Annotated in this window: 18 protein-coding genes and 1 other RNA gene; 17 read left to right on the top strand and 2 right to left on the bottom strand. The window is 61.1% G+C overall.

Annotated features, from left to right (window positions below; translation table 11 throughout):
• Positions 1 to 2 precede the first annotated feature (2 nt).
• The 16 genes from AC2I9W_RS15710 to AC2I9W_RS15785 all read left to right on the top strand — a co-directional run bounded on the left by AC2I9W_RS15710 (position 3) and on the right by AC2I9W_RS15785 (position 17,527).
• Positions 3 to 2,111 carry a ClpP-like prohead protease/major capsid protein fusion protein gene (locus AC2I9W_RS15710; RefSeq protein WP_486410862.1) on the top strand — a complete coding sequence of 703 codons (2,109 nt, stop codon included), beginning with the start codon at positions 3 to 5 and terminating at the stop codon, positions 2,109 to 2,111.
• A 41-nt stretch (positions 2,112 to 2,152) separates the two neighbouring features.
• Positions 2,153 to 2,518 carry a capsid cement protein gene (locus tag AC2I9W_RS15715; RefSeq protein WP_486410863.1) on the top strand — a complete coding sequence of 122 codons (366 nt, stop codon included), beginning with the start codon at positions 2,153 to 2,155 and terminating at the stop codon, positions 2,516 to 2,518.
• 4 nt (positions 2,519 to 2,522) lie between these two features.
• Entirely contained in the window at positions 2,523 to 2,837 is a 315-nt protein-coding gene (locus AC2I9W_RS15720; RefSeq protein ID WP_486410864.1) for a hypothetical protein, read from the top strand.
• 4 nt (positions 2,838 to 2,841) lie between these two features.
• Positions 2,842 to 3,252, top strand: coding sequence for a hypothetical protein (locus AC2I9W_RS15725; protein WP_486410865.1), 411 nt, complete (start codon positions 2,842 to 2,844; stop codon positions 3,250 to 3,252).
• Positions 3,253 to 3,273: 21 nt separating this feature from the next.
• Positions 3,274 to 4,065, top strand: coding sequence for a phage tail tube protein (locus AC2I9W_RS15730; RefSeq protein WP_486410866.1), 792 nt, complete (start codon positions 3,274 to 3,276; stop codon positions 4,063 to 4,065).
• A gap of 91 nt (positions 4,066 to 4,156) precedes the next feature.
• Complete coding sequence (locus tag AC2I9W_RS15735) at positions 4,157 to 7,048, top strand: phage tail tape measure protein (protein WP_486410867.1); 2,892 nt, start codon at positions 4,157 to 4,159, stop codon at positions 7,046 to 7,048.
• Positions 7,048 to 7,431, top strand: a complete 384-nt coding sequence (locus AC2I9W_RS15740; RefSeq protein WP_486410868.1) for a hypothetical protein — start codon at positions 7,048 to 7,050, stop codon at positions 7,429 to 7,431. The genes AC2I9W_RS15735 and AC2I9W_RS15740 overlap by 1 nt, the downstream gene beginning before the upstream one ends.
• Positions 7,432 to 7,444: 13 nt before the next feature.
• Positions 7,445 to 11,005, top strand: a complete 3,561-nt coding sequence (locus tag AC2I9W_RS15745; protein WP_486410869.1) for a hypothetical protein — start codon at positions 7,445 to 7,447, stop codon at positions 11,003 to 11,005.
• A 34-nt stretch (positions 11,006 to 11,039) separates the two neighbouring features.
• A complete protein-coding gene (locus AC2I9W_RS15750; protein WP_486410870.1) occupies positions 11,040 to 12,218 on the top strand; it encodes a hypothetical protein in 1,179 nt (392 codons plus the stop codon).
• Positions 12,218 to 13,627 (top strand): LamG-like jellyroll fold domain-containing protein, encoded by a 1,410-nt coding sequence (locus AC2I9W_RS15755; RefSeq protein WP_486410871.1) that lies wholly within the window; start codon positions 12,218 to 12,220, stop codon positions 13,625 to 13,627. The genes AC2I9W_RS15750 and AC2I9W_RS15755 overlap by 1 nt, the downstream gene beginning before the upstream one ends.
• A complete protein-coding gene (locus AC2I9W_RS15760) occupies positions 13,624 to 14,067 on the top strand; it encodes a hypothetical protein (RefSeq protein ID WP_486410872.1) in 444 nt (147 codons plus the stop codon). Before AC2I9W_RS15755 ends, AC2I9W_RS15760 begins: the two co-directional genes overlap by 4 nt.
• A gap of 23 nt (positions 14,068 to 14,090) precedes the next feature.
• The gene (locus AC2I9W_RS15765; protein WP_486410873.1) at positions 14,091 to 15,980 is read left to right on the top strand and encodes a hypothetical protein; all 1,890 of its coding nucleotides are present in this window, start codon (positions 14,091 to 14,093) and stop codon (positions 15,978 to 15,980) included.
• Positions 15,977 to 16,213, top strand: a complete 237-nt coding sequence (locus AC2I9W_RS15770) for a hypothetical protein (RefSeq protein ID WP_486410874.1) — start codon at positions 15,977 to 15,979, stop codon at positions 16,211 to 16,213. Before AC2I9W_RS15765 ends, AC2I9W_RS15770 begins: the two co-directional genes overlap by 4 nt.
• A gap of 38 nt (positions 16,214 to 16,251) precedes the next feature.
• The gene (locus AC2I9W_RS15775; protein ID WP_486410875.1) at positions 16,252 to 16,548 is read left to right on the top strand and encodes a hypothetical protein; all 297 of its coding nucleotides are present in this window, start codon (positions 16,252 to 16,254) and stop codon (positions 16,546 to 16,548) included.
• Positions 16,545 to 17,015: a lysozyme gene (locus AC2I9W_RS15780; RefSeq protein ID WP_486410876.1), complete on the top strand. Its 471-nt coding sequence runs from the start codon at positions 16,545 to 16,547 to the stop codon at positions 17,013 to 17,015. Before AC2I9W_RS15775 ends, AC2I9W_RS15780 begins: the two co-directional genes overlap by 4 nt.
• Positions 17,012 to 17,527: a hypothetical protein gene (locus AC2I9W_RS15785; RefSeq protein WP_486410877.1), complete on the top strand. Its 516-nt coding sequence runs from the start codon at positions 17,012 to 17,014 to the stop codon at positions 17,525 to 17,527. The genes AC2I9W_RS15780 and AC2I9W_RS15785 overlap by 4 nt, the downstream gene beginning before the upstream one ends.
• A 6-nt stretch (positions 17,528 to 17,533) precedes the next feature.
• On the opposite strand, the gene AC2I9W_RS15790 is transcribed toward AC2I9W_RS15785, so the two are convergent.
• A complete protein-coding gene (locus AC2I9W_RS15790; protein ID WP_486410878.1) occupies positions 17,534 to 19,177 on the bottom strand; it encodes a recombinase family protein in 1,644 nt (547 codons plus the stop codon).
• On the opposite strand from AC2I9W_RS15790, the gene rimO reads away from it, so the two are divergent.
• A complete protein-coding gene (rimO, locus tag AC2I9W_RS15795) occupies positions 19,176 to 20,573 on the top strand; it encodes a 30S ribosomal protein S12 methylthiotransferase RimO (RefSeq protein ID WP_486410879.1) in 1,398 nt (465 codons plus the stop codon). The two genes, AC2I9W_RS15790 and rimO, sit on opposite strands and share 2 nt — an antisense overlap.
• Before the next feature lie 570 nt (positions 20,574 to 21,143).
• Here rimO and ffs read toward each other — a convergent pair.
• An RNA gene (gene ffs / locus AC2I9W_RS15800) (signal recognition particle sRNA small type) lies at positions 21,144 to 21,239 on the bottom strand.
• Positions 21,240 to 21,321: the final 82 nt, after the last annotated feature.

Consider the following 21,321-nt stretch of genomic DNA (forward strand, 5'->3'; position numbering starts at 1 on the left):
TTATGAGCACATCCCAAAAGTGGTACGCCATCCGCCGCAAGACCGCACAGGCAGCGGCTGCAGCAGGCGTGGTGTCTGCCGCTGAAATCCTGATCTACGGCGATATCGGCGAGTCTTGGTGGGATGAAACCACCAGCGCTCGCGACTTTGTGGCTGAGCTGCAGGGCCTTGATGTCCAGGCCATCACCGTGCGCATCAACAGCCTGGGCGGCAGCGTGCCAGATGGCTTGGCCATCTACAACGCCATGAAGCGTCACCCCGCCACCATCACCACCGAGATCGACGGCATGGCCTTCAGCATCGCCAGCCTGATCGCCCTGGGTGGCGACAAGGTCTGCATGGCTGAGAACGCCGTTTTCATGGTGCATGCGCCATGGACCTATACCGGCGGCAACGCTGCCGAATTGCGCGCTACGGCCGATCAGCTCGACACCTGGGCCGCCGCCATGACCACCAGCTACGCCCGCAAGACCGGCAAGGCCGACGAGGTTGCGGCTCTGATTGCCGATGGCAAAGACCATTTCTACACCGCCGCCGAGGCGCTGGCCATGGGTTTTGTCGACTCCATTACCGATGCATCGCCTGCGGTTGAAGCCGCCATGCGCGATATGCCTGTTTCCCGTTTCCGCTCTCTGCCTGCAGCTGTGCTGCGTGCGGCGGGCATTCCTGCGGCCGCCGCCGCGCAATCCGCTCCTGAAGAGGAACCCATGAAGAAACCCCGCAACGCACACGCCGTGGTGCAAAACGCCATTGGTGCGTCCGGCGCAGCTGATGCAGGTGGCGGAAGCGCCACTGCTGTACCTTCTGCTGCCGCCGTCCTGGCCGCTGACCAGGCTCGCCGTGCCGGCATCCGTACCGCCTTTGCTGCTTTTGCAGATCGCCCAGGCGTGAGCACCCTGCTGCAGCAGTGCGAAGACGATCACTCCATGACCCCTGAAGCAGCCGGCTCCAAACTGCTGGCCCACCTGGGCTCTCAGGCAACGCCAGTTGCGGGCGCTCACATCACTACGGTGGAAGACGAAACCGACAAGCGCCGCGACGCCGCCGTCAGCGCGCTGCTGGTGCGCTCGGGCTATGGCAGCAAGGAACAGGTTGCCGCTCAGGGCTCCAACCCTTACCGTGGCATGAGCCTGGTCGAAATGGCCCGTGCCTCTCTTGAAGGCCAGGGCGTCAGCACCAAGGGCATGGACAAGCGTGCCCTGGTCGCGGCCTCGTTCACGCAGTCCACCAGCGACTTTCCCATTCTGCTGACGGATGCCATTCACCGTGTGCTGCTCAGTGCCTACTCGGTGCAGGCCCTGACCTGGCAGCGCTTTTGCAAGCGTGGCGAGGTGACGGACTTCCGCGCTCACCACCGCTTCCGCGTGGGCTCTCTGGGCAACTTGCAGCCCAAGAACGAGCTGGGTGAGTACAAGAACGTCTCCATCCCTGATGGTGAAAAGTCCTCCATTGCAGCTGGCACCAAGGGCTACATCATCAACCTCTCGCGCGAAATGATCATCAATGATGATCTGGGCGCATTCACTGACCAGGCTGCCGCCATGGGCCGCAGCGCTGCACGCACGGTGGAGGCTGACGTCTACAAGCTGCTGACGGAAAACGGCGGTCTGGGCCCAGTCATGGAGGACGGCCTGACCCTCTTACACGCCGATCACAAAAACATCGCTGCAACGGCCGCAGCACCATCCTCGGAGGCTTTCGAGGCGCTGCGTGTTTTGATGGCCAAGCACAAGGATGTGTCTGGTAATGACTTCCTGGACTTGCTGCCAGCTATCTGGTTGGGCCCGATTGGCCTCGATGGCGTCGCCAAGATCGTTAACCAAGCTCAGTACGAAACCAGCACCGGCAAGAACCCGCTCACACCCAACATCAGCTTGGGCACATTCCGCGACATCGTCGGTTCGCCCCGTCTGGACGGCACGCGCTATTACGCGCTGACCGACCCCAACGAATGCGCTGCGCTGGAAGTGGCGTTCCTCGACGGTGTAGACACGCCTTTCATTGAGCAGGAAGACGCTTTCGATACCGATGGTGCCCGCTTCAAGGTGCGTCTGGATTACGGCGTTGCCGCCCATGATTACCGCGGCATTGCATCCAACGCTGGCAAGTAATTGCTGGGCCTTGCATCAACGCTATCTAAGGAGTAGCAAAAATGGCAAAAAACCATGTGCAGCCCGGCAAGGTGCTGGACTATGTAAATGAAACTGGAGCAGATATTGCCTCCGGTGACGTGGTCAAGGCGGGCGCCCTGCTGGGCGTTGCGCTCAAGGACATCCCGGATGGTGACACTGGCTCCGTGGCCGTGGATGGCGTTTTCGCCGTCCCCAAGGTTGCGGGCACTGCCATTACCCAGGGTGAGGCCGTGGTGTTCAAGGCGGCTGCCAAGGCTTTCACCGTGGGTGAGGCTGCCGCTGGCGATGTGTCCGGCGCTGCCGCTGTGGCCTTCAATGCGGCTGCAGCTGGCGACACCGTGGTGAACATCAAGTTCACCGGCTGCCCAGGAACGGTTGGCGCCTGAGGCCATGCGCGCGCCGGACCCTTTCAAACGAATCCACGACCGTGCCAATGCGGTCGTGCTGCGTCACCTCTCCAACGCCTCTGCGCGCTGGAGAGGTGGGGAGGAGTTCGGCGTGCTCTGGGACGCAGAAGGGGAAGATGGGTTTTCAGAGGCCTTTACGGCTGAACGTCAAACCGTCTCCCTTTGTGTTGCTGATGCAGATGGCATTACGGAGGGCAGCACTGAGCTGGCCCTCAACGGTAAATCCTGCCGCGTCACCAGCTCAGTCGTCCCGGATGCCAGTGGCTGGGCCACTTTCACCATTGTGTTTACGGAGTAGCCCCATGTTGATGCTGGAGTCCTTGATTGCCAAACGCTTGCACGAACTTGGAGCCTTTGCTGGCTGGCAGGTGCGTCAAGGCTGTCATGACGTCAATCGCATTTCGGTGCCTGCTGTGGATGTGCGCATGGGCGGCGCTTCTGTCACGCAAGCACGCAAGCCTGCAGTGTCGCTCCAGCCGGAGTGGTCTGTCAGTGCGGTGGTCAGGCGCGGTGACGAGGCAGCTCAGCAGCTCGACACTGCGCTCACTGCAGTCATTGGCAGTTTGCACAACTGGCGGCCATCCATTCCTGGAGGTCGGGGCTGGACGGAGTTGCAGGTGGCTCGTGTGCAGCCCATGGACTTTTCTGACGTGGCCCTGGTTGGCTACGAAATCACCTTCACCACTGTGGCCGTGTTTGACGGTCAGTCCTGATCAACTTTAGCGGAGCAGCCAATGCCCATTACTCACGCCAAAAGCGAATACCTTATTCCCCGTGGTCGCGCCTATTTCGACCCTTTTGATGCCAACGAACGCCTGACGGGTGAAATTGATCTGGGTAACTGCCCAGGCATCAGTCTGTCCATTGAGACAGAGAAGGCTGAGCACTTCAGCAGCCAGACCGGCTTGCGTGAAAAGGATGGCAGCTGGGTGGTGCAGGTGCAGCGCACCGGATCTTTGCAATGCGACAACTTCAGTCCCAGCAATGCGGCGCTGTGGCTGACTGGTTCGCATGAGGTCAAAACTCAGGCGGCAGAGACTGTCTCCGGTGAAGAGCGCACAGTCTTGCCTGGACGTCAGTACCAGCTGGGTTCAACAGCATCCAACCCTCTGGGTGTGCGCAATGTGTCCGATATCACGGTCGAAGCCAAGGCGGGCGGCACTGCTTATGCGGCTGGCACGGACTTCAATGTCGACACCGAGACGGGGCGAGTGCAGATCATCGAGGGCGGTGCCATCACGCAGGCGACGGAAGTTGTGTTTGGCTACAAGACCGTGGCTGGCAAGTTCGAGTCCGTCAAGTCCGGTGCCAAGTCCGAGTTGACGGGGGCGCTGCGCGTTGTATCTGACAACGCAGCAGGCGGTAACCGTGACTGGTATTTGCCCAAGGTCACGCTGACCGCTGGCGGCGACTTGACCCTGATTGCTGAGGGTACAGACGTTGTGGTGATGGAGTTTGAGCTCGAGGCCCTCAAGCCCGCCAATGCCGAAGCCATCTATTGCGATGGCCGACCAGTAGCGAACTAATTTCCCAAAAGCCGCAACCGCCCGACTTGCTGTCGGTGCGGTTTGCAGTGTGGCCTGCCTGGCTATAGCGCAAACCGTAGCAATCACTCACATGGCATTCAAACCCATTCAGATCGTCATCAATGCCAAGGATAACGCCTCGGCAGTGCTAGGTCGTCTTGAGAAAAACATCAAGACGATTGGCGTGGCGGTCGCTGGCTACTTCGGCATCAAGGCATTTGCTGGAGGTATCCAAGGGGCTGCTGAATTTGAAGCGGCCATGAGCCGCGTCAAGGCAGCTACCGATGGTACTGCTGAAGAAATGGCCGGCCTGACCAAGGCCGCTCAGGATGCCGGTAGCAACACCAAGTACACCTCGGTGCAGGCCGCTGCGGCGCTTGAGAATCTGGCCAAAGCAGGTCTGAGTGCCAACGATGCCATCAAGACGCTGCCTGCTGTTCTGGCTCTCGCCCAGGCTGGTGATATTGAGTTGGCCACCGCCAGTGAGTACGTGACCAAGGCCGTGATGGGCATGGGTCTGGCCTTTGGCGATGCCGGTCGCGTGGCCGATGTGCTGGCCAAGGGGGCCAACGCCACCAACACCAGTGTGGATGGCCTGGCCCAGGCGCTGAGCTATGCGGCGCCTGTGGCCAACTCTCTGGGCCTGAGCCTAGAGAGTACGGTGGCCATCATCGGCAAGTTTGCTGATGCGGGTATTGATGCAAGCCGCGCGGGTACGGCGCTTAACGGAATTCTGAGTCAGTTTCAGAACCCGCTGTCGTCGTTTCGCAAGGAACTGGGGGCAGCAGGCATTGTCACCAACGACTTTGAAGAAGCGCTGCGCGAACTGGCCGCCAAAGGTAAGGATGGCGAAAAGGCCATCAACGCCATTGGCTTGGAGGCTGGCCCTGCGCTGCGCGCCTTGCTCAACCAAGGCATGGGCTCGCTCGATGAGCTGACTGAAAAGCTGCGCAATGCGGGCGGCAGTGCTGAGGCCACGGCCAAGATCATGTCGGACAACCTGCAAGGCTCTATCAAAGGGTTGGGCAGCGTCTGGGATGCTGCGGTGCAGGTGCTCAATACGCCTGTGTTGCCGGTAGTCCGCAAGGGTGTTGATGATTTGACCGCTGCCATACGCCGTGCCATTGATGATGGAACGGTCACCAAGTTTGGTCAGGCTTTGGCGACTGCTTTTGAGAGCGGGCTGAAGTATTTCAAATCCTTTGCGGCCAACGTCAACTTTGATGCGGTGATCTTGCGCCTGCAGGTGTTTGCCAGCGAGGCGGGCGAGACCCTGCAGCGTATCGGCCAGTACGCCACCAACGCGGGTAACTCGGTGCAACTGGCCTGGGGTGTGATGACTGCGGGCGTCAATGGTGTGCTGACTGCCATCTACGGCCTGGGTACGGCGTTTGCCACGATAGCCTCCAAGGTGATGGAGGGCGTGGCCATGCTGCGCACGGGTCTGGCTTCTGTCACCTTTGGTGGTTTGAGCGAGAGCTTTCGCCTGGCTGCGGCCGATGCCGAGGAGATGGCAGGCGCTTTTGCAGCGTCTGCCGATGCCCTGAAGGCCAAAGCTGCTGAGTCCCTGCAGGGCATGGCCGATGGTGCCAAGACAGCGCGCGATGCCTGGGATGGGTTGACGGGGCAGGTGGAGGCCGTGGGCAATGCTGCAGCAGCAGCGGCCCCATCGATTGATGCGGTGGCGGCTGGCATCGAGGCCACGGGCAAGGCTGCGGCCAAGGCCGCCAAGGAAACAAAGGCCAAGGCCGAGGCGGATCGCGTTGCAGCAGAAAACCTCAAGCGCCTCAAGTCTGAGTACCAGCAACTGATCGCCAGTGGCAACCTGGATGCTGCAGGGCGCAAGCTGCAGGAAATTGCCAAGGCCCAGCGCGAGGCATCAGGCACAGCCGAAGACGCGGCCCACTCCACCGCGTTGCTGGAGCAGGCCTACAAAGACCTGGGCATGACCACCAACGAGGATCTGCAGCGCATGGCTGACCAGGCCCGTGCTGCGTTTGACCAGTTGGAGAAAGACGGCAAGCAGCCGCCGCTGCGCATTGCCGAGGCCTGGAAAGCCATGGCCGATAAGGTGATTGCGGCCAACGGCGGCATTGCACCTGAATGGCTCAAGACCCAGGCGGCTGTGAAGGGCTATGTGGTGCAGCTGGATGAGGCGGGCAAGGCCATCGTCAACACCGACCGCGCCACGCGCAAGGCCACCAGCTCCATGGCTACGGGCTTCAATGACCTGAGCAAGTCCGTGCGCGGCGCTGGCTCGGAGCTGGACCGCTTCAATGACCGCCATGGTGGAGAGCGTCATGGCGGTCCTGGCTCAGGTGGTGGGCATGGAGGGGGAGGTGGCCACTGGCCAGAGCGCAATGAGCGCGAATACACCGAGGCTGAAAAAGAGGCCATGCGCAACGGCCTGAGCAAGCAGGACATTCTTGCCGGAGGCTCATTGGCTGTGCGCAATGCCAACATCAAGGGCTCTCAGGGTGTCATGCAGCAGAACAGTGGGCCGCTCAATCTGGTGCCGCAGTTCCAGAGCCGTGAAGAGCTGGACGCCTGGTGGCAGCAGTGGCAAAACCAGTATGCGCAAGACAACCCTTTCTCGGTCAAGAGCAGTGGAGCCTTGGGCAACTACCAATATGACCTGACCCAGTTTGCCGTGAAGGAAGCAGGTCGTGCGATTGATTTGCAGCAGGCAGCGGCCAAGGCGCGTGAGAAGAAAGCACCCAAGCAGAGTCAGCTGCAGGCATGGATGCCGGCAGCGCCTGCCCAGCTAGCAGCGACGCAGGCACCGGCTCCTCCTGTTGAGGCACCAGAGCCTCCACCACCTCCGCCGCCGTCCCCAGCCTCGCAGGTCATCACTCACCGCCATGAGATCCGTGTGGGTGGCCGCCAGTTTGAGATTGGCACCGACGCCCAGGGCAGCGACCAGGTGCAGCAACTGTTGCAGGCGCTGGAGCGCTCGGCTCAGCTGTCCGGAGGAGTGCACTGATGGCAGGCCATTTTCTGAACGGCATCGAGCTGCCGCGCGGCATGTTGTGGGTGGACGAGTTCAACTGGTCCGCCGTTGAAAAAACCATAGAGCGCAGCATCACCGGCGCTCAGGTCATCGATGCGGCGGCCCGTGTGGCTGGTCGCCCCATCACTCTCGAAGCGGTGGAAGACCAGGGCTGGATTCGCCGCGCCACGCTGCTGGCTGTGCGGGCCTTGGCCGATGCGCCGGATGGCGAATACCTGCTGAAGCTGGCCGACGGTCGCGAATTCACCGTGCAGTTTGCGGCTGAAGACCCGATCGAGGCCCAGCCTGTCTCACGTCCCGAGCTGCCCGAGAGCACCCATCCCTATGTCGCCACGCTGCGGCTGATCACTGTGTAAAGAGAGAAGAACAATGGCAATTCAGGATGGCGATATCCAGCTGCTGGCATCCAAGGTCATGGCCGATGTGGACGAGGGCGGTGGCGGCCCCACGGGCAAAGTGATCGAGTGGAACCAGAGCAACCAGATTTTTGACGATGTGACCGAGATCGCCCGCGCCGGCGGCAAGGTCAGCATTCGCCAGGTGTTTACCAAGGTGCACACCCCCGACACCGAGCCGCTGCTGGATGCCAACATCATCGTGGATCAGTTGCCCAATGATCCCAATATCAGCATCACCATTGCGGCCTGCGACTTCTTTCACACGCGCAAGCAGATTGCCCAGGCCATTGCCAACTATCTGATTGCCGGTATTGAGTGGAACGGCATTCTGCTGGGCAACCATGTGTTCAATCAGCGCAATATCCAGCTGTTTCATCGGCCTGGCACCAGTGCACCGCCCATTGGCCGCACCTTGCTGCTGATTCAAAACGAAGGTCAGTCGGGCGAGAAGTTTCAATACGTGCGCATCACGCGTACCGAAACCGAAGAGCGCATCTTCACTTTCATGTCTGGTGGCACGCCCGTGGACTATCCGGCGCTGGTGACCACCTGCGAGATCAGCGACAAGCTGGGCGCAGCGTTTACCGGCAGCGAGCCCAACCGCACCTTCAGCCGTGAGGCCAATGCCGCCCGCGTGCGCGACACCACGGTGGCCGATGCCATGCAGTTCTACGGCGGCGCCGAGATGGTGCAGCCCTATGCACTGGGCGACACCAAGCGCCAGGTCAAGGTCGCCAGCATCTACACCCAGTTGGTGCCCAACAGCCGCACGGAAACCATCAACCTGGACCAGCGCCCGGCAGCGATGCGTACGCTGACGCTGGCCAGCGGCCCGCGTGAAGTGACTGTGGCTGTGGCGCCGCACACCAAGCGCTTCAAGGTCGGCCAGGAAAACCGGGGCTACAGCTGGACCAGCATCCTGCGGCCCTTTCCCAGCCCTGGCACGGTGGCCATCAGCTTCATGGTGCTGGGCACCTGGTACACAGCGACCGATGACGGCGCAGGCAAGCTGCAGGGCGATGCCGCCGGTACCGTGAACTATGCCAACGGTAATCTGGCCTTGACCCTGCCTGCACTGCCCGATGTGGGCAGCTCCATCATCATCCAGTGGGGCGAGACCACCGGTTTTGTGAACCGCAGCAGCAGCTTGCTGCAGGTACGCCAGCCCGAGTATCTGCTGCAGCTCGATCACGAATGCATCAAGGCGGGCACCCTCACGGTGAAGTGGGAGAGCGGCGGCGTGCTCAAGACGGCCACCGACAGCAATGGCGTGCTGCAGGGCGATGCCATGGGCGAGGTCAACTACGCCGCAGGCAAGCTGCTGATCAAGCCCAAGCCGGGCGTGTGGATCGATGCGCTGGGTGAGTTCTCCATCGAGTATCAGCACGCCACGCTGGTCACCAAGAATGTGACGGCCAGCCCCGATGCAGCAGGCTACGCCACCATTGCGCTGGACTCTGTCCCGGCTGCAGGCAGCGTCAAGCTGGAATGGGTGACGGTGCGCAATGTCACGGCCAGCAGCGGCGGCAGCAGCACGGGGGCCTCGGCCAACAAGGGCGAGGGCCTGCTGATCGGGGCCGAGTACTCCAAGGATCGCAGTGGCCGCTTCAGCCCCGCCAACATCGAAGGCGCGGGCTATATGCCCACCGTGCGCATCTACGGCACGCCCAATGGCGTGGACCAGAAAGCCAGCTACACCCGCACCACCACGGCCAGCAGCAAGACGCAGGAGCTGACATTCCACACGCTGACCGACGACGGCCAGGGCTCGCTGGGCGCTCGTGGCACGGTCAACTATGCGGGCAAGTCCATCACGGCCAAGCTGATCGACCTGGACAGCAGCACCGAGGGCTACCAGAGTGACTATGAGCGCTCAGAAGTCTTCGAGACCTCCACCATCCTGGGCGGCTCGGCCAACTACAGCAACAGCCAGAAGGGCGGTGCGAACGTCAACGTGGCGGTCTCGGAGCAGATCCTGGCGGCCAGCACGCTGCAGGTCACCTATGCAGAAGGCTTTGCCAGCGCTTTGACAGCGGTGCAAAGCTGGAAGCCAGAGGCGGTCAGTATCGACCTGTGCCCCTACACGGCGCAGTACGTCGTGCCGGGCTCGGTCCAGTTCAGCTGGATGGGCCACAGCTACATCGATGTGGACGGCGACATCATCCGCGACCGCAGTGGCACCAGTGCCGGCGTAGTGGCGGGGCGCATGGACTATGAAGCCGGCATCGCCTACCTGAGCGACTACGGCACCAGCCAACCTGCAGAGCTTCTTGCGTTGCAGAGCCTGTGGACCACGCGCAAGAGCTGGACCACGGGCAGCCTGTTTTTTCGCACGCCGAGCGCACCAGTGGCGGTCAACGGCCTGACGCTGAACCTGGCCGATGCTGCTGGCAACGCCATCACACTTACGGCTGATGGTGATGGCTACTTCAACAGCGGCAATAGCCGGGGCCGCATGGACTACCAGACCGGCGTGACGGAGCTGCAGTTTGGCGCCTTTGTAGATGCGGCAACGCTCACGGACGCCGAGCGTGCCGAATGGTGGTTTGACGCGGCAGACATCGGTGCTGTGCAGGCCGGCAAGATCTGGAAGCCGCACCCGGTCGATCCCACCACGCTGCGCTTTAACAGCGTGACCTATATCTACCTGCCGCTTGATGCCGACATCATCGGCATGGATCCGGTGCGCCTGCCGTCCGATGGGCGTGTGCCGGTGTTTCGCGTGGGCTACTACGTGGTTGTGGGTCACACCGGCCAGCTGCCCAAGGCGGTGCTGACCAATGGTCAGACCATAGACTGCGCCCGCCAGCGTCTGTCCCGTGTCTGGATTGTGGATGCTAACGGCGCCAAGGTGCAGCAGGGCTGGAGCGTGGATCTGGATGCCGGTCTTGTCACCATCAGCGATGTGACGGACTGGTCTCAGCCCGTTCAGGTCTTTCATCGCATTGAAGAAATGGCCCGCGTCTCGGACGTGCAGATCAACGGCACGCTGACTCTGACCAAAGCTCTGACCCATGACTTCCCTGTGGGCAGCGTGGTCAGCAGTGCCCTGTACGTCAACACCCTGCGAGCGCGCAACAGCCTGATGTTTGACCAGGCCAACTGGGATGGCGTGACGTGGGCTGATTCCGTGACAGGCAACAGCGCCCCAGCGCAATACAACGATACCGACTACCCCGTAGTAGTCACCAATGCAGGTGCAATCACCGAGCGCTGGATTCTCAAGTTCACCAACACCACCACCGTGGAAGTGATTGGCGAGCATGTGGGCAACCTAGGCAGCTTCCCCATCGCGGCCGACATTGCGCCCATCAATCCCAGCACTAGGACCGACACGCTGCCCGGTGTGCCGTACTTCACGCTCAAGGCCGTGGGCTGGGGCGGCGGCTGGGCGGCAGGCAACTGCCTGCGTATCAACACCGTGGGCGCCATGCAGCCTATGGCGGTGGTGATGTGCGTGCAGCCCAGCGAGGCGGCGGGTACCGACTACCGATTCAGCATTCTGACGCGCGGCGATATTGATCGCCCTTGAATAGCTCATCCAATAAATACAAGGACTTAAAGCAATGACTTCTGTTGTGGATACCTCGGTCAAGCACTTTTACTCGGCGATGGCTGGAGCGCCAGTTGTCTCGGGAGCAGTGGGGGCATTGATTGCAACTCTGGATGCATGCTTGGTGGATGGCTTTGGTGTCAAAGCGGTGGACAGCGCCACTGTCGGCAATGGCGTCTGCCGCCTGAGCTTTGCCAGTGGCAAGAGCGCCGCCGAGCTGCACGCAGTCATCCTGGTGGCCGGGGCCTCGCTTGCCGCGCTCAACGGCGAACAAAGAATCACGGCCGTCAGCAACAGCTGGGTGGAGTTCAAGACGAATCTACCTGATGGCCCAGTCACAGGCTCCATCAGTTTCAAGATCGCCCCGCTGGGCTGGGAGAAAGTCTTTGCCGGGAGCAACAAGGCGGTGTATCGCAGCCAGTCGCCCGCAGGCACTCGAATGTATCTGCGTGTTGACGACGCAGGCACCACGAACGCGCGTGTTCGGGGCTATGAGGCGATGTCTGATGTCGACAATGGTGTGGCGGCCATACCTCTTGAAGCCCAGCTCCCTGGCGGTTTGTTCTGGCCCAAGAGTGGCGCAGCCAGTGCCTTGGCGCGCTCTTGGTATCTGTGTGGCGACACGCGAGGATTTTTTCTGGCGATAGATCCTCAGGGCAACGGCAAATTGACTCTCGTGCATGCGGGTGATATTGCCAGCTTGAAGTCTGGGGACGCCTGGGGATTTCTGATCACAGGAAACCAGTCTGACCAGACCGCTTCGGTGGGCATACCCGATGCGTGCTGTGGGTTCAGCCACCGCAGTGCCAGAGGTGGTGCCTATCTGGCTCGGTCACACAACGGAATCGGTGGCTCCCTGGCCGCTCAACGCATTGGTTCGCATCACACGGGCACGACGGCGGATGTCTATGCGGGCAATGGTGGGTATGCGTGGGGGGCATATCCAAACGGAGCCAACAATGGGCTGATGATGGGTTCGTTGGAGCTGTTTGCTCAGTCAGCCATGCGTGGCACGGTTCCAGGAGTTGTACACCCCGTGCAAGACCTTGCCGCAAATTTCAGCACAGGTGCTCTTGTTGATGGGACAGACGATTTTGCGGCTCGCAAGCTGCTCGCGTTACGGGTTGGGTCGCCGACAGGAGCATCTTTCGGCACTGTGTTTGTAGATATTTCTGGTCCCTGGGGGCGCTGATGCAAGCCAAGCTCTGGCGCGTCGCTGCGCTATCACCCTGGGATGGCGGTGACTTGACGATCAATGCCTTGCAGCTGTACTCAGCATCCATACGTATTGATACGGCTGCCATCATTTCTTCCAGCCATCACCCCTCATCTGGGTCGCTATCGAGCATTGCCCAAGACTCGCCAGGCTCTACGGTGGTTTTTGCAGCTTCTGATGTGAAAAGCAGTGGTTTTTTTGTGCAATGGGAGTTCTCCACTGCGGTGGAAGTTGATGGCATGCGCATCGCAGGCGGCGATCTTTCAGCGCTGACCGTCTTTGCATTTATGGGCGGCGTATGGGTGTTGGTGCGTGATGTTCGAGGTCTGCGAGGGATATCCGCACTAACGCAGATTTTACCGTTCTGTGTACGAGATCCACGCGCCGGGGCAGTCTCCTGTATGACGGGAGATGCGGTGCAAGACGGGGTTACTGGCGGCTCCTGGACGCTCCCATCTGGGGCATCGATACAGACAGATATCAACCGGGGTGGTGTGCCTATGCTGAGGGTGCAGGGCTCCGCTTCTGTCAGCCTCGCTTCAACGGTTGCACCGTTTATGAATTGGACCGGCAGCGATATCACCGTCGAAGCAACCATTCTTTATGAAGCTCCGCCTACTGGAGACGCAGGCCTGCCACTGATGGTGTATTGCGGTGAATCAGCGCCAGGCATTGTGTATTGGTCTTTTGGCCCCAGCACGGATGACAGTCTGATCTTTTACTACTGGTCGGGCACTCAGAACTTTGTTCGAACTTCTGCCGGGGTCGTAAAACGCGGTCGACTGACGCACATTGCAATTTCCATTCAAGGTGCGAGTCTGCGTCTCTTTGTCGACGGGCGTCTCGTGCACACAGCTGCTCGGGCGACGTCCCCGGTAGGTGGGGGCAATGCATGGCCTTTGCGGATAGGTTGTACCAAGAATGCACAGATTTCGCTGGGGTCATTCGCAGTATCGGATGTGATTTTTACGTCTGCTGCAAAGTACACCACCGACTTCATTTTGGCGGAGCGTTGGGACAGCTCTAGCCGAACCCTCACGCCAACATCGTATGCAAGCACCGGAGCATCTTCTGTGATGCCGGATTTTGCAACGTCAGGACACCGAGCAGCAGTTGGCCTTGACATCGAGTTCGGCGGCAGTCACCGCATCTACGGCATAGTAAGCCGCAATGCGGACCCAGCCCATACCCCGTTACGGTGTCGGGTACGCCTGCATCGCAGCAAGGACGGATACCTGGTTCGAGAGACTTGGAGCAAGGCCGACGGCAGCTATGAGTTCACCGAGATCAGCGGTCGCTACGAATACGATGTGATCGCCTGGGATCACGAGTTGCAGTTCCGCTCCGTTGTGGCCAACAACCTGGTGCCCGAGGTCATGCCATGAGCGCCCCCGTAGTCAACGAATGGCGCGTCAGCTCGGCGCTGGCCAGGGCGCAACTGCAGGCCACGCTCACCCGCTTGGATGCGGGTACGGGCAATGCTTTGGTTCGTCTGTACGCCACGGCACGCCCTGACGACCTCGGCACGCCCGCCGCCCCCATGGCAGAAATCCCCCTGGCCAAGCCCTGTGGGCTGATCACCGTCGATGGCCTGCTCGATCTGATGCCTGCGACTGGCGAGGGTGTCATGGTGCTGCAAAGCGGCATCCCTCGCTGGGGCGAGCTGGTGGCGGCTGATGGGGCGGTGCTAGCCGACGGCGGTGTGACCGATGCTGACCACAGAGGCTGCTTTCAGGTGGCGGGCGGCAAGACGGCGGAGGGTGACGACTCACCCATGTTCTACGCGGGCGGCCTGATCACGCTGTCGGGCACGGCATTGGGCTAGGGCGAGAGAGCAGAAAGCACAGCATGGCAGCCGTTCCTCTTGTCTTTGACCAGCAACGCCACAGCACCGGCAACCCCGTGCCGCTGGTGTTTGGCGCTGGCGGCGATGTGCCGCAAGAGCGCTACACCGTCACGGCCGCAGGTCGTATCACCGGGCTGCGCGGCTCGGTGCGTGTGGCTGCGCTGGCTCGCGTGCGGGCGGCAGGGCGCATTACCCTGGGCCTGCGCGGTGCGCTGCAGCTGGGCTGGAATGTGAACGTCAGCCGCCCGGTCGTGGGCGCTGCGGCCGATTGCATTCAGGACGGACTGCCAGCGCGGGCTGGTGCGCAGGTCATCTGGCAGCAGGCCCAGCCTTTGCAGGCGGGCGTGACCGCTCTTTTGCAAGACGCCCGCAAAGTGGCCAGTCAGGTGCAGCAGCTCTGGCAGCAGGCGCAGCGCCTGGCGTCAGCAGAGCAGGGCTGTGTGCAGGACGCAGCCGCTGTTAGAGCCTCCATTCGCCAAAGCATGCAGCAAGGCCAGCGCCTGCGCAGCAGCGCGGGTGATCGCCTGCAGGACGCTACCCCGTTGCGCTTCGATATGCTGCAGGGTTTTGAGCAAGCGTTGCGCCGCCGTGGCCAGCTCGCCAGCACCTTCCAGCAAGGCCAGCCCATGTCTTCGAGGTTGCTCGTGCAACTTGCGCAGGGCATCCCGGTTCGGGTGGACTGGCGCGGGCGTTTGCAGCAAGCCATCAAGCCCGGCCCCGGCCAGTGGCGCCCCAAGCCAGACCCTGATGCAGATCGCTGCTATGTGCCCGGCCTGCCTGCGGCGCTGGTGTTCCGGCAGCCATGGTCTGCCGATAGCCGTCTGGTTTTTATCTGCTGCAAGGGCAGCGACCCAGAGCCGCAGCCCACGCCGCAATACGTCATTCCCCTGCTGCCCGTCTATATGCAAGTTCACCACCTCACGGCGCATCTGCTGCCAAGCCTTGAGCCCGTAGTGCTCACTGACGTCACCATTGCCGCCGACGACGACAGCTACTGCTGGAGCCTGTCTGCCAATGGCCCTGAGCATCTGCTCGATCAGCTCGCCCCCGTGGGTGGGCTGCCGCCACGGCTGCAGGTGGGCATTGACGGCATGCAGTTTGTGTTTGCGGTCACCAGCACGGCGCGCAGCCGCGCGTTTGATCGCCGCCGCGTGGCTGTGCAGGGCGTCAGCGTCACCGCCATGCTGGGCGCGCCCTACATGCCGCAGCAAAACTGGCTGGCCAGCGCCGACGCTACGGCCCAGCAACTGGCCGTGGCCGCGCTCGAGCACTCGGGCGTCAGTCTGGACTGGCAGATTGCCGACTGGCAGGTGCCCGCCGGTGCCTGGAGTTTTCAGGGCACGCCTCTGCAGGCGGTGCTGCGCGTGGCCGAATCGGTCAACGCTGTGGTGCGCAGCCACCGCACGGCAGAGCAGCTCATCGTTGCGCCGCGCTACCCGGTGCTGCCTTGGGAGTGGGGCGCGGCTGTGCCCGATGTGCAAATGCCGGCAGCCGTCATCGTCACCGATGAACTGCGCCCCGATCCGCGTGCGGAATATAACGCCATCTATGTGACCGGCGGCAGCGTGGGCGGCGTGCTGGGTCATGTGGTGCGCAGCCTCAGTGCGCGTGACAAGCTGGCTCCGCAGATTCAGGACGACCTCATCACCCATGCCGACGCTGCCCGCATGCGCGGCAGCTGGGCGCTGGCCGCCAGCGGCAACAAGTTGCAGCACAGCATCAGCATGCCCGTGCTCACGGGTGGCACCAACCCTGGCATCTTGAACCCCGGCCAGCTGCTGGAAGTGGCCGACACCGATGGCACCTGGCGCGGCCTGGTGCGCGGCGTCAGTGTCAGCGCATCGCTGCCCAAGGTTCGCCAGCAGGTCACCGTCGAAAGGGTGGCTGCATGAGCACCAACCTCTACAAGCGTCTCAAGGCCCTGCTGCCCGAAGCCCCCGTCATGACCGGGCAGATCAGCGCCGTGTTTGCCGACGGCACTGCCCAGATCACGCTCGAAGGCGGTGCGGGCCAGCTGCGCGTACGCAACCCGCTGGGCGCGGCCAATGGCGTGCGCGTCTATGTGCAAGGCGGTGCCGTCACTGGCCCCGCGCCCGCCATGCCCTATGTGCTGATTGAAGTCTGAAAGCCCAACAGATAAGCCCAAGAGAACAGGAGAGAGGAATGGACGACTACGGGGATGAGCTGCCAGCGGTCACGCGGCAGCAGATCAATGAACGCCTGGATAAGGGGAGTGAACGCATGGCATCGATTGAGCGTGATCTGAAAGCAGTCACACAGCAGCTGCAGGAGCGAAATCAACAACTTGCAGAGATGCTGGAGTTTTTTTCGGCCATGAAAGGCGCCTTCAAGGTGCTGAACTGGGTGGGCAAGGTGGCCAAGCCGCTGGCCGCCATCGTCATGCTGGGCGGAGCCTGCGTGGGCTTCTGGACGGCCATCAAAGGAGGTACAAGCCGATGAACTGGAAAGAAAAACTCATTGCCACCATTGGCGGCGCAGCCGTCGTGCTGGCCGTGCCGCTGGTGCAAAAGTACGAAGGCACGGTGCTGCGCAGCTACCGTGACCCCGTGGGCATCATCACCGCCTGCACGGGCCACACCGGCCCCGAGCTCAAGATGGGCCAGACCTACACCCGCCAGCAGTGCGAAGACATGCTCTACAAAGACCTGGCCAAGCACGCCGATGCACTGAGCTGCATCAGCCAGCCGCTGACCGACGGCCAGCGCGCCGCCTTTGTGAGCTTTGCATTCAACGTGGGCGAGGGCGCGTTTTGCAGCAGCACGCTGGTGCGCAAGGCCAATGCGGGCGACATCGATGGCGCGTGTGCCGAGCTAAGCCGCTGGACTTATGCCGGTGGCAAGCAGCTGCCCGGCCTCATCAAACGCCGCGCTGCCGAGCGTCAGCTGTGTGAAGCGGGGCTGGCATGAGCAGCCGCGCCTCATCGCTGAGCATGGGCTTGCTGCTGCTGCTGGCCTTTGCCGCGGGCTGGGTCGTCAATGGCTGGCGGGCTGATGGCCGCGTAGCCCGTGCGGAGAGTTCACAGTCGAAACAGGCTCAAATGCATGCGCAGAAAGCGCAAGTAGCTACAGAAAAGAAAGCGGCTGCCGTAGTCACCCACGCAGCCGCACAACAGGACAACACCCATGACTACACGCAAAAGCTCGCAACTCTGGAGGCTGGCCGCACTGCTGATGCTGCCCGCATTGCAGGCCTGCAGCACGATATCCGCAACGCCGCCACCCGTAACGCCCAGCTTGCCGGTGACGCCGCTGCCTGCCGAGATATCGCAGATCAACACCAGCGACTCGCAGCCCTTGCTGGGGAAGGCGCGGGCGTGGTTGGCCAGCTTGTCGGATTGGTCGAGCGCCGGGACGCCCAAGTCAACGCCCTGAAAGGGCAGGTGGAGGTTGATCGAAATTTAATTGATCGACTTCAGTAGCAGGCGTTATCCAAGCGCGAACTGTTCGCCATCCACCCAGTTGCCAGCTTTGTCCACTCTCAGCCAACGCGAAGTACCGCCTTTGCCAACCAGCATCAGGTCAATCTCATAGTCGCGCGATTTTGGCGTGTGATCAGGTCTGATGCCGTGGTGATAGACAACGATGCGCTCGAAGCTGTCAGCCACCAGCTGGCGGGCTTTGAGGCGAGAGGGGGCGTCTTGGGCTTCCACGCCGGCGGCAAGCTCGCGCCACATTACATCTGCGCCGTCGAGGTTGTTGCGGGCTAAAGCTGCAATCTCCCGTTCAGCCTGTGTGACGGCCTTTTCTGCCAGATCCAGATCAGCCTCCACTTGACGTGCACGGCGAGCGAAAACTAATGGGGCGCCCTCGCTGGCGGTGGCCAGCATCGCGTCTGTCAGTTTGTTTAGCTGGTCTTGCAGCTCATCTACGTGTTGTTTTGCAGCGTGCAAGCGTTTACGAGGGCCTTCGGTGCGATCAGCTCCATGCAGAGCTTGCAGATTGATTATGTCAGAGCAGTAGGACATGATGGCTCGCTCTACTGGGGCCACGCTGGTAGAGCCGGGCACAGGGCAGCCGCCTCCGTAGGCTGCAGCAGACGCGCAAAGCAAGCGTCTGTATCCGTCGCGAATGCGCCCATCAGGCAGGCGCGGCTTGGTTGCTAGGTTCTGGCCGGCCATCGGGCGGCCGCAGTATCCGCAGGTGGTGATGCCAATTCCGGTGATAACGTGAGGCAGATCTCCTTTTACGCGCCGGCGCCCGTTCTCTGCGGCCAGGCGTTGCAACTCGTTCCACTCTTCCTGTGAAAGTAGGGCTGGATAGTAGTTGGGCAGTAAGTAGAGCTCGCCATCGACGCTGACTTCTTTGCTCCCCATCAGTGCGTGTTGTTTGATGAGGCGATAAACCTGCTGGCTGTTGTTGAGTCCGTTGGGGAGCAGTCGTATGCCTTCTTGCTCCAGCACTTCCATGATTTTTAAGCCACCCATGCCGTCTTGGTACATCGCAAGCACGCGACGGACTGCTGCTTCGCGTTCGGGGATGAACTCCCAGCCATGCTCAGTCTCTCTGAGCCAGTGCGGATCTTTCCCTTGTCTGATGCGTCCTGTGTAAGTACCCGCAATCCAGTTTTCGCATAGTCGCCTGATGCTGGCCTTGACTCGCTTGCTTTTGGTGTCGCTTTCCTCGTGCGCACGAATCATTACCAGCAAGCTGTAGACCAAGTCCATGGGGTTTTCTTTCAGCCGCTGTCGGCTGTAGGTCTTCCCGTCGCTGGCGGTGACCACTGTGATGCCCGCATTTACAATCTGACCTAGTTGTGCCTGAGCCTGTAGTGGCTCTGCGCGAGATAAGCGGTCAAGGCCCTCAACTATTAGCACGGATCCCATCGGGACACGACCGTCCTCTACGGCTCTGAGGAAGACTCCTAATGCCCCAGATTTGATGTGCTGCTGATGGTAGGCAGATAGGCCTTCATCTCTTAAAGACAGACCGGTATCTAGTTCCAGGCCGTTTTCGGCTGCCCACTTCGCTGCATAGGCCAACTGGCGGTCAGTGCTGCCACCAGTTGATTGCCTTGGGTCTGAGAACCGCAAATAGCTATACACCAACCCATTTTTTGCAGATTGCCCCATGACTGAAACCATTTCCCAGAAAGATCAAATTCCCCGTATAGGTATGGTATCACTCGGGTGTCCCAAGGCACTCACCGACAGCGAGCTGATCCTGACGCAGCTGAGCGCCGAGGGCTACCAGACCTCCAAGACCTTTGAAGGCGCGGATCTGGTCATCGTCAACACCTGCGGCTTTATCGACGACGCCGTCAAGGAAAGCCTGGACACCATTGGCGAGGCACTGGCCGCCAACGGCAAGGTGATTGTCACTGGCTGCCTGGGTGCCAAGGCCGGCAAAGAGGGCGGCGCCACCATGGTGGCCGAGGTGCACCCCAGCGTGCTGGCCGTGACCGGCCCCCACGCCACGCAAGAGGTGATGGATGCAGTGCACACCCACTTGCCCAAACCCCACGATCCGTTTGTGGACCTGGTGCCCGGCAGCTTTGGCGATGCGGGCATCAAGCTCACGCCTAAGCACTATGCGTATCTGAAGATTTCCGAAGGCTGCAACCACCGCTGCACCTTCTGCATCATTCCGAGTATGCGCGGCGATCTGGTGTCGCGCCCGATTGGCGATGTGTTGAAAGAAGCCAAGGCACTGTTTGAAGGCGGCGTCAAAGAACTGCTGGTCATCAGCCAGGACACCTCGGCCTATGGCGTGGATGTGAAGTACCGCACTGGCTTTTGGGACGGCAAGCCCGTCAAGACCCGCATGCTGGAGCTGACCGAAGAGCTGGGCAACCTGGCCAAGCAGCACGGTGCCTGGGTGCGTCTGCACTATGTGTACCCGTACCCCACGGTGGATAACATCCTGCCGCTGATGGCTGAAGGCAAGATCCTACCTTACCTCGACGTGCCGCTGCAGCACAGCCACCCAGACGTGCTCAAGCGCATGAAGCGCCCGGCCAGCGGCGAAAAGAACCTCGACCGCATCCGCGAATGGCGCAAGATCTGCCCCGAGCTGGTGATCCGTTCCACCTTCATCGCCGGCTTCCCGGGTGAGACTGAAGAAGAGTTTGAGCACCTGCTCAACTTCATCCGCGAAGCCGAAATCGACCGCGCGGGCTGCTTTGCCTACAGCCCGGTCGAAGGTGCCACTGCCAACGAACTGCCCGGTATGCTGGCCGAGGAAGTGCGTGAAGAGCGCCGCGCCCGTTTCATGGCCGTGGCCGAAGAAGTCTCCACCAAGCGCCTGCAGCGCCGCGTGGGCCAGGTCATGAAGGTGCTGGTCGATAAGGCCGTGGGCCTGGGCAAAAAGGGCGGCGTGGGCCGTACCTATGCCGACGCGCCTGAGATTGATGGCGTGGTGCATATCCAGCCGCCTGAAAAGGCCAGCAAGACCTACAAGGTGGGCGAGCTGATCAACGTGCGCATCGTGGGCACGCAGGGTCACGACCTAGTGGGGATTCCTGTCTAAAGTGTGTGCTTGGCATCTTTTGCGGGTTGCAGGAGAGGATTAGAGGGCTGCTTTATGCGGCCCTTTTTCTTACTCAGAAGAGCTGAGAGATTTTGGTGCCAAATGTTGCTGCGATAGCGCCGCTCAGGTGTGCTGGGCCAGTGCTGACCTGCAGTCGAAAGGTTTTGGCAAACAAAGCTGGATGAGACCCCAGAGAGCTATTTCAATCGCAAAGCAGGTAATAAAGGTGGGTAAGGAATTGAGCGCGCACTCATTGCTGCTTGAGTCGCCTGAGAATGCTGCTGGCCATTGGAGCTAGTAAATAGATAGCGAGCAGTTCAAAAGCAATGCCTCCGAGGAGTGCTTAATTGGGAACGTCATGAACTGTAGAGTGAATACAAGCCTTGCGATCTTATATTCGCATCGTTGCAGTGGCAGAGCAGAAGCTCCAAATGTGTTCTCCTGGGTGGAGAAATGCAGGCGATCAGGAGCGAGAAATCATGCGCTCTGCATGTTTTCTGTTGGGGTATGAAGTTTGGAGAGCCTTTTGGGAAGATGCCTTCTTGCTTGATAAGAAGGTTTCCAGCTAAAGGTGACGAGCCTGATCTCGGCACTGGTTTCACAGTTAGGGCTGCTTGGTTCCCCACCTGACCCGGTTGGCTGCTTCCCCATGCGAGGAGGCCCGTCGCTCCCGATTATAGATGCAAAAGTGACACAGTCTTGTGACACAGGAAATGAGATTTCATGAGCAGCCTTCCTGGCAGGCCCC

The sequence above is a fragment of the Comamonas sp. FUJ_7 genome, assembly GCF_057369555.1.

Bases quoted from the DNA above. Each gene is read 5' to 3' on its own strand.
- AC2I9W_RS15710 (WP_486410862.1), top strand. From the start codon at position 3: ATGAGCACATCCCAAAAGTGGTACGCCATCCGCCGCAAGACCGCACAG.
- AC2I9W_RS15715 (WP_486410863.1), top strand. From the start codon at position 2,153: ATGGCAAAAAACCATGTGCAGCCCGGCAAGGTGCTGGACTATGTAAAT.
- AC2I9W_RS15720 (WP_486410864.1), top strand. From the start codon at position 2,523: ATGCGCGCGCCGGACCCTTTCAAACGAATCCACGACCGTGCCAATGCG.
- AC2I9W_RS15725 (WP_486410865.1), top strand. From the start codon at position 2,842: ATGTTGATGCTGGAGTCCTTGATTGCCAAACGCTTGCACGAACTTGGA.
- AC2I9W_RS15730 (WP_486410866.1), top strand. From the start codon at position 3,274: ATGCCCATTACTCACGCCAAAAGCGAATACCTTATTCCCCGTGGTCGC.
- AC2I9W_RS15735 (WP_486410867.1), top strand. From the start codon at position 4,157: ATGGCATTCAAACCCATTCAGATCGTCATCAATGCCAAGGATAACGCC.
- AC2I9W_RS15740 (WP_486410868.1), top strand. From the start codon at position 7,048: ATGGCAGGCCATTTTCTGAACGGCATCGAGCTGCCGCGCGGCATGTTG.
- AC2I9W_RS15745 (WP_486410869.1), top strand. From the start codon at position 7,445: ATGGCAATTCAGGATGGCGATATCCAGCTGCTGGCATCCAAGGTCATG.
- AC2I9W_RS15750 (WP_486410870.1), top strand. From the start codon at position 11,040: ATGACTTCTGTTGTGGATACCTCGGTCAAGCACTTTTACTCGGCGATG.
- AC2I9W_RS15755 (WP_486410871.1), top strand. From the start codon at position 12,218: ATGCAAGCCAAGCTCTGGCGCGTCGCTGCGCTATCACCCTGGGATGGC.
- AC2I9W_RS15760 (WP_486410872.1), top strand. From the start codon at position 13,624: ATGAGCGCCCCCGTAGTCAACGAATGGCGCGTCAGCTCGGCGCTGGCC.
- AC2I9W_RS15765 (WP_486410873.1), top strand. From the start codon at position 14,091: ATGGCAGCCGTTCCTCTTGTCTTTGACCAGCAACGCCACAGCACCGGC.
- AC2I9W_RS15770 (WP_486410874.1), top strand. From the start codon at position 15,977: ATGAGCACCAACCTCTACAAGCGTCTCAAGGCCCTGCTGCCCGAAGCC.
- AC2I9W_RS15775 (WP_486410875.1), top strand. From the start codon at position 16,252: ATGGACGACTACGGGGATGAGCTGCCAGCGGTCACGCGGCAGCAGATC.
- AC2I9W_RS15780 (WP_486410876.1), top strand. From the start codon at position 16,545: ATGAACTGGAAAGAAAAACTCATTGCCACCATTGGCGGCGCAGCCGTC.
- AC2I9W_RS15785 (WP_486410877.1), top strand. From the start codon at position 17,012: ATGAGCAGCCGCGCCTCATCGCTGAGCATGGGCTTGCTGCTGCTGCTG.
- rimO (WP_486410879.1), top strand. From the start codon at position 19,176: ATGACTGAAACCATTTCCCAGAAAGATCAAATTCCCCGTATAGGTATG.
- AC2I9W_RS15790 (WP_486410878.1), bottom strand. From the start codon at position 19,177: ATGGGGCAATCTGCAAAAAATGGGTTGGTGTATAGCTATTTGCGGTTC.